Origin of the sequence: Mesorhizobium sp. (genome assembly GCF_004962925.1) — a bacterium.
In the GTDB taxonomy this organism is placed as follows: domain Bacteria; phylum Pseudomonadota; class Alphaproteobacteria; order Rhizobiales; family Rhizobiaceae; genus Mesorhizobium.
Genome location: NZ_SUEO01000260.1, coordinates 1 through 8,011 on the forward strand (window position 1 = coordinate 1; position 8,011 = coordinate 8,011).

At 58.9% G+C, this 8,011-nt stretch carries 8 protein-coding genes and 2 pseudogenes; 5 read left to right on the top strand and 5 right to left on the bottom strand.

The genetic code is table 11. The features are described from left to right. Positions 1–220: 220 nt before the first annotated feature. Positions 221–358: pseudogene (locus E5W87_RS31570) on the top strand (WGR domain-containing protein); the annotation flags it as partial. A gap of 23 nt (positions 359–381) precedes the next feature. On the opposite strand, the gene E5W87_RS31575 reads toward E5W87_RS31570, so the two are convergent. Beyond that, positions 382–879: a recombinase family protein gene (locus tag E5W87_RS31575; RefSeq protein ID WP_292406703.1), complete on the bottom strand. Its 498-nt coding sequence runs from the start codon at positions 877–879 to the stop codon at positions 382–384. Between the two features lie 60 nt (positions 880–939). On the opposite strand from E5W87_RS31575, the gene E5W87_RS31580 reads away from it, so the two are divergent. Next, positions 940–1,335, top strand: a complete 396-nt coding sequence (locus E5W87_RS31580) for a hypothetical protein (protein ID WP_292406718.1) — start codon at positions 940–942, stop codon at positions 1,333–1,335. 284 nt (positions 1,336–1,619) lie between these two features. On the opposite strand, the gene E5W87_RS36195 is transcribed toward E5W87_RS31580, so the two are convergent. Then, positions 1,620–2,264 (bottom strand): class I SAM-dependent methyltransferase, encoded by a 645-nt coding sequence (locus tag E5W87_RS36195; protein ID WP_367118897.1) that lies wholly within the window; start codon positions 2,262–2,264, stop codon positions 1,620–1,622. 73 nt (positions 2,265–2,337) lie between these two features. Further along, positions 2,338–2,856, bottom strand: a pseudogene (locus E5W87_RS36200) (class I SAM-dependent methyltransferase); the annotation flags it as partial. 538 nt (positions 2,857–3,394) lie between these two features. Here E5W87_RS36200 and E5W87_RS31590 point away from each other — a divergent pair. Genes E5W87_RS31590 through E5W87_RS31600 form a run of 3 tightly spaced genes read left to right on the top strand, consistent with a single transcriptional unit; the run spans position 3,395 to position 5,573 of the window. Then, complete coding sequence (locus E5W87_RS31590; RefSeq protein WP_292406706.1) at positions 3,395–4,750, top strand: selenium-binding family protein; 1,356 nt, start codon at positions 3,395–3,397, stop codon at positions 4,748–4,750. Continuing rightward, on the top strand, positions 4,747–5,118 hold the full coding sequence (locus E5W87_RS31595) for a 2Fe-2S iron-sulfur cluster-binding protein (RefSeq protein WP_292406710.1): 372 nt from the start codon (positions 4,747–4,749) through the stop codon (positions 5,116–5,118). The genes E5W87_RS31590 and E5W87_RS31595 overlap by 4 nt, the downstream gene beginning before the upstream one ends. A 5-nt stretch (positions 5,119–5,123) precedes the next feature. Next, positions 5,124–5,573, top strand: coding sequence for a CoA-binding protein (locus E5W87_RS31600; RefSeq protein ID WP_292406720.1), 450 nt, complete (start codon positions 5,124–5,126; stop codon positions 5,571–5,573). A gap of 53 nt (positions 5,574–5,626) precedes the next feature. Here E5W87_RS31600 and E5W87_RS31605 read toward each other — a convergent pair whose 3' ends face one another. Further along, positions 5,627–6,859, bottom strand: coding sequence for an NAD(P)-binding domain-containing protein (locus E5W87_RS31605; RefSeq protein ID WP_292406713.1), 1,233 nt, complete (start codon positions 6,857–6,859; stop codon positions 5,627–5,629). A 59-nt stretch (positions 6,860–6,918) separates the two neighbouring features. After that, positions 6,919–7,476 carry an OsmC family protein gene (locus E5W87_RS31610; RefSeq protein ID WP_292406716.1) on the bottom strand — a complete coding sequence of 186 codons (558 nt, stop codon included), beginning with the start codon at positions 7,474–7,476 and terminating at the stop codon, positions 6,919–6,921. Positions 7,477–8,011: the final 535 nt, after the last annotated feature.

Consider the following 8,011-nt stretch of genomic DNA (forward strand, 5'->3'; position numbering starts at 1 on the left):
TTGACAGGGCCATCATTGCCGATGCGATTAGAAGTCGTTTCATCATCTCCTTTTTCAGGAAGCTGCGACGTCCCTTCGTTTTTATAACCCGTGACTTCACCGGGTGTTCCGCGATTAGGGAAAAAGCCCAATGGCAATCATCAACGCCGTGAATCGCTCAGGTCCTAACGATTCAGCCAATGAATTGGACGTCGGCGCCGGATGTCAGTGACAATCGGGCATGGTCGAGCCCAAGCTCCAAATCGTTCTCCAGCGGCGCGATTGCACCTGCAATGTCGCCCGGTTCTACGTGCTCACAATCGAGCCGTCGCTGTTCGGCGATACTGCGCTTGTTCGCGCCTGGGGGCGGATGGGCTCATTCGGCCGACAGCGTCTTGATCTTTATGGGTCGGCCGGTGAAGCCGGCGAGGCGCTCGAGACTGCAGTCGGTGTGTACTGCGTTCCAGCACTCGACAGATACCCCGCGTCCGCCAACGCCATCGCAACGTCGCCCAGGGTGCGCTGGTGGCCATTGACCGGATAACGGTGCAGCTTCTTTGCAAGCGCAATCAGCTCAGGTCCGCCATCAATCTCGGCATAGTTTCGGCGCCCGCCGACTTTCTTGCCAGTCTCGCGGCGTTTGCGCTCCCGGGCACCCTTAAGCTTCTCCACCAGCATCGCCTTCTCGAACTCAGAGACCGCGCCGAGCACTTGGCGGATCAGGTTCGCTGTCGGGGTGTTGCCGACAAAACTGTCAGGACTGTCGACAGCGATCAGCTCGATCCCACGTGATCTCAGCATCTCGTAGCCGGTCTCCTGAACGATCAGATCCCTGGCGAAGCGGGAGGCGGCCTCGACGAGGATGGTGCGCACGCCATTGGACAGGAGCCGCTCGAGCACCTACCTGACCCGTTGCTGCTTGTTCGCAACATGGCCGGCGCAGTGCGACCGGGCGGACGGGTGATATTGTCAGATGACGACTATGATGGGCTGCGGCTCTGGCCCGAGCCACCGGGATTTGCCTCACTATGGCATGCCTATCAGCGAACCTACGACCGACACGGCAATGATCCAATCATCGGACGTCGCCTTGTCCAATTGTTGCATCAGGCCGACCTGCGTCCACGACGTATCACATTTGTCTTTTTTGGCGGATGCGCCGGCGAGCCTGACTTTGAGGCAGTTGTTCGGAATATTGCGAGCATCATCGATGAAGCGATGGACGATATCGTGGCTATCGGATTGCCTCGCCAATCCGTCACTGCGACGCTCGACGCCCTGATTGATTGGAGCAAGGAGCCGGACTCGGCCGTCTGGTTTGGAATGTCTTGGGCTGTAGCCGTTCGACCGGTCTAGTCGATGGGCTCTTGTGGTTCGTTTTGCCTAACCAACAGGTAGATTTCTGAACAGCGCGTCCGCTTTCGGTTGCCTCTGCCTCGGGCGGAACGACTGAGATTGGGCGCAAAGCTGTCATTCGTGGCCGACCGCTTTGATCTGCGGACTTGTCGATTGGTTGCACTGGCGCTTCCGTCGGACGAAGATTGACCGGCGGGATGAGTGGGCGTGGCTGTCTGTTCTCATCCGAGTCCTGCAGGGCGAGCTAACCACCCGGATGGGGGCCGACTGGTGTAGATAGCGAACTACGCACTCGTCTGCATCGAGCTCAGTAGGCGTCGCTCTTCTTCGGCAATATAATCGCGGATGACTGGGACATCGTCACGGCGAGTCGAGATCAGTATCTGGAAGACAAAATTTGAACCGTTTAGGAAGCCGAGTTCGGCCGACGCCAGATAGAAATCCCACATACGGCAGAAGCGTTCGCCCATCATGGCGATTGCCTCCTCGCGCCTGGCCTCATAACCGTGACGCCAATCGTGGATCGTCCAGTAATAGTGCAGCCGCAAATTTTCGCAGTCGGCGCACCAGATCCCCGTGCGCTCCAGCGAGGCAAACACCTCTGACAAAGCCGGCACATACCCACCTGGAAAGATATACTTGCGGATGAACGGCGCCGTCGTACCAGGCGGTGACATGCGTCCGATCGCATGAACCAATGCGAAGCCGCCCTCCTTCAACAATCTACTAATGATCGTGAAATAGCTGTCGAAATGAGCGACGCCCACGTGCTCCATCATTCCGATCGAGACAACACGGTCGAACTGTCCGCTGACCTCGCGATAGTCGACCTCGCGAAAATCGATCTGATGAGCGACCCCGGCCTCGATCGCACGAAGCCGAGACGCCGCCAATTGCTCCGTCGAAACGTTGATCGCCGTGACCTTCACGTCGCAATACCTTGGCGAGATAGATGGCGAGAGCGCCCCAGCCTGAGCCGATTTCCATCACATGCATGCCCGGCTCTAGCTTGAGCTTCGCGGCAATGTGGCGATGCTTGTCCACCTGCGCTTGCTGCAGACTGTTGTCCGGTGCCGTGTAATAGGCGCACGAATAGGTCATTGTCTCGTCGAGCCATAGCTCATAAAATTTCGTCGGGATGTCGTAGTGATGCTGAACGTTTTTGGCGGCGAGACCGAGCTTGTTGTCCTGCTGGCGCCGGCGCAACGCACGCCAGACTTTCCGCAACGCCTTCTGAACAGGGTGGGCTGCCAACTCAGTGCGGTTGACGGAAAAAAGTGACAAGAGGTCAAATGCTTTGCCACCGTTCTCGATCACCAAGCGGCCATCCATGTAGGCTTCGGCCGCCTTCAGTTCCGGATTGAAGAAGATCTCGCGTTCGACCGCTTTGTCGGTTAGGCGGATCGTCACGTCGGGCCCATCCTGTCCACTGCCGAAGGCTTGCCTGAAACCGTCCTCGAATATGACAGTCAGGCGCCCGTTTTTTACAAAACGGGAGAGCAGATTTGGCAGCAGACGCATTGTGGCTCGTTTCTCCTCACTTGCCCCGTAAGTATGACTACCCGGTGTCGGTACATCAATGCCGATCTGGGGGCGGGACCGCACTTCAGAAGTCTCCTCCCAATGTCGAAGTAGCGAGACCCATCCGGGCAGCCGGTCCGCGATCAGAAATGTCTGCTTCTGGCGCAATAAGATGTCCAGGGTGGTCGCCGGCAGCGTCTGCTATCCGGCAATCGCAAAGATCGCCTCAAGGGCGGACATTCGGCGCATTCCGGTCGAGCAATTCAGGGGCCGAAAGCGGACTGGCGGCTCATACGAAGCCGGGAGCTTTCACTTGGGCTTGGTCCAGGCACCGATTTCCGATCGCCCCACCAATGTTCCGCCGGGATAAGCAGCTCGCGTTAGACGGTCCCGTGGACGCTCTGTCGCCCGGTTGTACGTCACAGTGCGCGCGCTTGACCAGCCACCCCGGCCATAGCGCCAATGCCAAGCATGCACTACATTCCACTTTGACCCCGTTGGGGCTGGCCAGTGATCTGTTCAAATTGGGGAAGTACCCATGACCAATCATTGCTGTGGACCGGGCTATGCTTCTCCAGCAGAGGCGATGAGGGCACCTCGCGAAAAGCTGCTCTATACGATTGCCATCTACACTGGCACGGGCATTCAGAAGCCGGACTATTTGTGTACCATTGATGTCGACCCGGAGAGTTCGACCTACAGCCAAGTGGTTTCACGTTTGCAAATGCCGGGTATTGGCGATGAGCTTCATCACATGGGCTGGAATGCCTGTTCGTCTTGCCATGGCAATGCAAGCATGGAGCGCAGGTATCTGATTGTGCCGGGTGTGCGCTCGACCAATCTGCATATTGTCGATTGCGCAACCGATCCCCGCAATCCGACACTGTTCAAGGTCATAGACGGCGCTGAAATCAAAACCAGGACCAACTTGTCGGCGCCGCACACAGTGCATTGCCTCGGCTCGGACATCATCATTTCCATGCTTGGCGACGCTCAAGGCAATGCCCCAGGCGGCTATTTGCAACTCAACAAGGAGTTCGAGATTGTCGGCCGTTGGGAAAACTCCATGGGCAGCATCAAGTTTGGTTATGATTTCTGGTACCAGCCGCGACATAACGTGATGGTCAGCTCGGAGTGGGCCGCGCCCAATACCTTCATGCCTGGTTTTGACCTGGAGGAGGTTGGCCATCTGAAATATGGCCGAGAGATCCATTTCTGGGATTTCGAAACGAAGGAGCCAAAGCAAACATTCTATCTCGGTGAGGATGGCTTGCTCCCACTCGAAGTGCGATTCCATCACAATCCCGACAGCAGTCACGGCTTTGTTGGCGCGGCCCTTTCTGCAAACATCATCCATTGGTGGAAGGATCCGGCGGGTGACTGGCAGTGGGAAAAAATTGTCGATGTTGGCAATGAGCCGCATCCCGAATGGCCGATCCCGATACCGGGCGTGATCTCGGTCATTCTGCTCAGTATGGACGATAGATACCTCTATCTCTGCAACTGGTTGCATGGCGACATCCGTCAATATGACATCTCGGACCCGCACAACGCCAAGCTCACCGGACAAGTGTGGATGGGCGGACTTCTCGGCCGTGCGCCTGAGGTCAATGGCGTGAAAGTGACTGGTGGGCCTCAGATGATACAGCTCAGCCTCGACGGCAAGCGCCTTTATGTGACGACCTCGCTCTTCTCGACCTGGGACAACCAGTTCTATCCGGAAATTCGCACCAATGGCGGATGCATGCTGATGGTCAATTGCGATACGGAAAACGGCGGCATGGAAATTGATCCGCGATATGTCGTCGATTTTGGCAAGGAACCAAATGGACCAAGCCGCTGCCACGAAACCCGTTATCCCGGCGGTGATTGCACGAGTGACATCTGGGTATGACCAGTTTCACCATCACCCTCGCCAACCAAGGCGGTGCGGCCTTTGACGTCGATCACCGCAAGCCCCTCTTGCAAAGCTTGCGCGAGCAGGGCGTGGACCTGCCCTATGGTTGCAAGTATGGCGGCTGCATAACCTGCGCGGCCAAGATAATCAGCGGCAAAGTCAGTCAAAAGGCCCAGCGGGCGCTGAACAACCGCCAGATCAACAATGGCTATATAATCCTCTGCGTTGCCCGCCCTATGAGCGACTGCACGTTGGAGGTCGGCGTTGAAAGCCACGACAAGCTCTATCGCAACCCCTTCCTAGATCCCTTGGCCGCACATGAACTGAAAGCCGATATTGCGACCCCGTTGGAAGCAAAGAAATGACCCATATGAATCATGATGAGCCCTATTCGGAGGCTTATCTGCAAGACATTCTCAAGTCGGTCAAAACCATCGCGATGGTGGGGGCCAGCCCCGACAAGACCAAGTTTTCCTATGGTGTTCTCAGGGTCCTGCACGAAACCGGCTATGACATGATCCCGGTCAATCCCAGCCCCGGTCTGGATGAAATTCGAGGGCTCAAGGTGTACGCGTCACTGGCGGCCATCGACCGGCCTGTGGATATGGTTGAGGTTTTTCGCCGCTCCGAAGACCTGTTGGACGTTGCACAGGAAGCCATCGCAATTGGTGCCAAGGTTCTGTGGAGTCAGATTGGGGTGCGCGATGACACCGCCGCCCTGTTGGCGGAGGAAGCGGGCTTGAAAGTGGTGATGAACCGCTGTCCCAAGATTGAGTTGTTCCGCCCCTTCTGGAAGCCGAAGTTGCACTTGGGAATATGATTGCAGGGTCACGGAATTCCGCGTTGTCGCGGTAGTTACCCGTTACCTTGGCCTTAGACGTTGATTGATTTTTGCCTGAGGTAAGATGCCAGATGATCGCTGAGATCACGTGCGTCGTCGCCGGCGCCGTCGATTAGCGCAGACTTGCGGCGGCGCAGAAACTGCATCCCCATCAGGTACATGCCCGGATGTTCGGCAACGCCGCCGTCGTGACGGACGTGGCCCTTGCGGTCGAGGACCGGCAGCTCCAGCCAGGAGTAGTCTGGCCGGTAGCCGGTGGCCCAGATGATCGTCGTGATCGCGCCTCCGGTAAGGTCGAGGCCGAGCGGCGGGTTGTCCTCGACACGGGTCGGCGGCAGGCGATCCGGCGGCCCGACCGTAGCGTCCAGGCCGTTGGCGTGCGCCCATTCGTCGATGAGGTCGAGCAGCCGGGTCATCTTGAGATCGGAAAGCGCGCACATGTTGCGCAACGACCCCGCAAACTGGGCCTTGCCGTCTTCGGTGATGCCAGCGAGACGGCCAACGAGCCTGACGCCGAGGTCGACCAGCGCATTGAGGTCGAGGGTGGTGCGGTCGGGGCTGCCGGCAAGCTGCAGCGAAGGAACCCGTCGCGCCCGCCTGATGTCGTCTACCTCGTCGTAGCGCTCATCGAGCACGCCGGCGGCGTCCATCCACCACTCCAGGTCCTTGCCGCGATAGACGCGCGGCGCCCGGATGTGCTCGCCCACCGACAGGGTCACTTGACGCCCCGAACGCTGCAGCTCCTGTGCGATCTGGGTGCCGCTCGACGAGGCGCCCACCACCAGCACGCCGCCGTCGGCGACCTGAGCCGGATTGCGGTAGGACTGTGCCGTCAGCATACCGACCGACGGCGGCACGCGGACGGCCAAATCGGGCAGGCGTGCGATGTTGCAAGCGCCTGACGCCAGCACGACAGTTCGGCAGCGCCACTCGCCGCGGTCTGTGCGCACGAGATATCCTGCCCCGTCGCTGCGAACCGAGGTAACGGTTATGTGTGTTCTGACCGGAGCCGCGATCGCCTTGGCATAGTTCCCGAGGAAGTCGATCACTTCAGGCATCGTCCGGTAGCCGTCGGGGTCGTCGCCATCGTAGCGGAAGCCCGGCAGCCGGCTCTGCCAGTTCGGGGTGAGCAGCCGCAGCGAATCCCATCGCTCGGTGCGCCAGGTATGGGCGATCTCGCCGCGCTCCAGCAGCACATGGTCGATAGAGCGCTCCGCGAGGCAGCGGCTCATCGCGAGCCCCGCGTGCCCTGCGCCGACGATCACTGTGGTGACGGAACTAATCGCGCCCTCTCATCAAGAGAGTCTACGGCTCGAAGCGCCTTTCAATTCACCACGACCGTGACGTTCGTCGGATTGGTTACAATGTCATAGACAGCCGACCGCTTCTGTGACTGAGCGACGAGAGCCTCGATGTCCTCGCGCTTGGCGTCGGCGTCGATGTTGTACTTCACCGTGATACCGCTGAAGCCGTTGCGGACGTCGCTGTCGATGCCGAGTATGCCCGCAATATCCATGTCGCCTTCGATGGTCGCCTTCACCGACTTCAACTGGATGTTCCGGTTCTGGGCAACCGCGGCGATGCCGGCTGTCAGGCAACTCGCCAGCCCGACCAGCACGTATTCGACAGGCGTGGCGCCCTGATCCAGGGATGCGAAGACCTCCGGATGGTCGGCATCGAATGCGAAGGTGGTCTTGCGATGCTGGTCCTGGCCGAGACCGTAGAAGCTCTCGACCGTCGAGTGGCTGTGGGTGCCATCCTTCCATTCGCAGGCCGCGCGCCACCTGAACTGCGCGGCCTCCGGGGCGTTGGTAAGCGCTTCGCGTGCGCCGAGCAAAGCCTCGACGTTAACGCCATTGTTTGCCTGTACTTCGGAAGCCATAGTTATCCTCCCTACTTTGCACTGGCTTAAAAATCCGACCGATCCCACCGACCTCCTGATCAGATTTCACCAGGGGGTGGCATGCTATGGGTAGCGAAGCGTTTCTTCAAGTTGTTTCCGTAGAGATATAGTCGCCCTCGTGTACCGAGTTGCGCCTTTCCAGGCTAAGGGTGCCCTGCGTGCCTGTCGGGGTTGGTTCCGCAGCCCAGGTGCCGGCCATAGGCATCGTGATGCAGTTCTTGAAGGTTGCCGGCAAGCTAGCGCACTGCATTTCCGCAGGGTGATCTTCCTGGCGTTGCGAACTGCTGGTTCGCCGCCGTTAACGGGCATTCAGAACCTGTGAAATCAATTTCGGCTGCTGGCGCGACGACGACCTCCAGTGCGGTTAACTGCAATGTCTGCTTCCGGGCGGAGGCAAAGCTCGCCTCTATTGCCGATATTGGGGCGAGAGCGGCCGGCCATGAGGAGGTCCCGGACCTGAACGAGGGTTGTCGGCAGAGCTCGCCTCATAAGGGCCCCACAAAGCCATCCCACC

What these genes read in the sequence shown, in the direction of transcription:
- E5W87_RS31590 (WP_292406706.1), top strand. Translation starts at nt 3,395, where the DNA reads ATGACCAATCATTGCTGTGGACCGGGCTATGCTTCTCCAGCAGAGGCG.
- E5W87_RS31595 (WP_292406710.1), top strand. Translation starts at nt 4,747, where the DNA reads ATGACCAGTTTCACCATCACCCTCGCCAACCAAGGCGGTGCGGCCTTT.
- E5W87_RS31600 (WP_292406720.1), top strand. Translation starts at nt 5,124, where the DNA reads ATGAATCATGATGAGCCCTATTCGGAGGCTTATCTGCAAGACATTCTC.
- E5W87_RS31610 (WP_292406716.1), bottom strand. Translation starts at nt 7,476, where the DNA reads ATGGCTTCCGAAGTACAGGCAAACAATGGCGTTAACGTCGAGGCTTTG.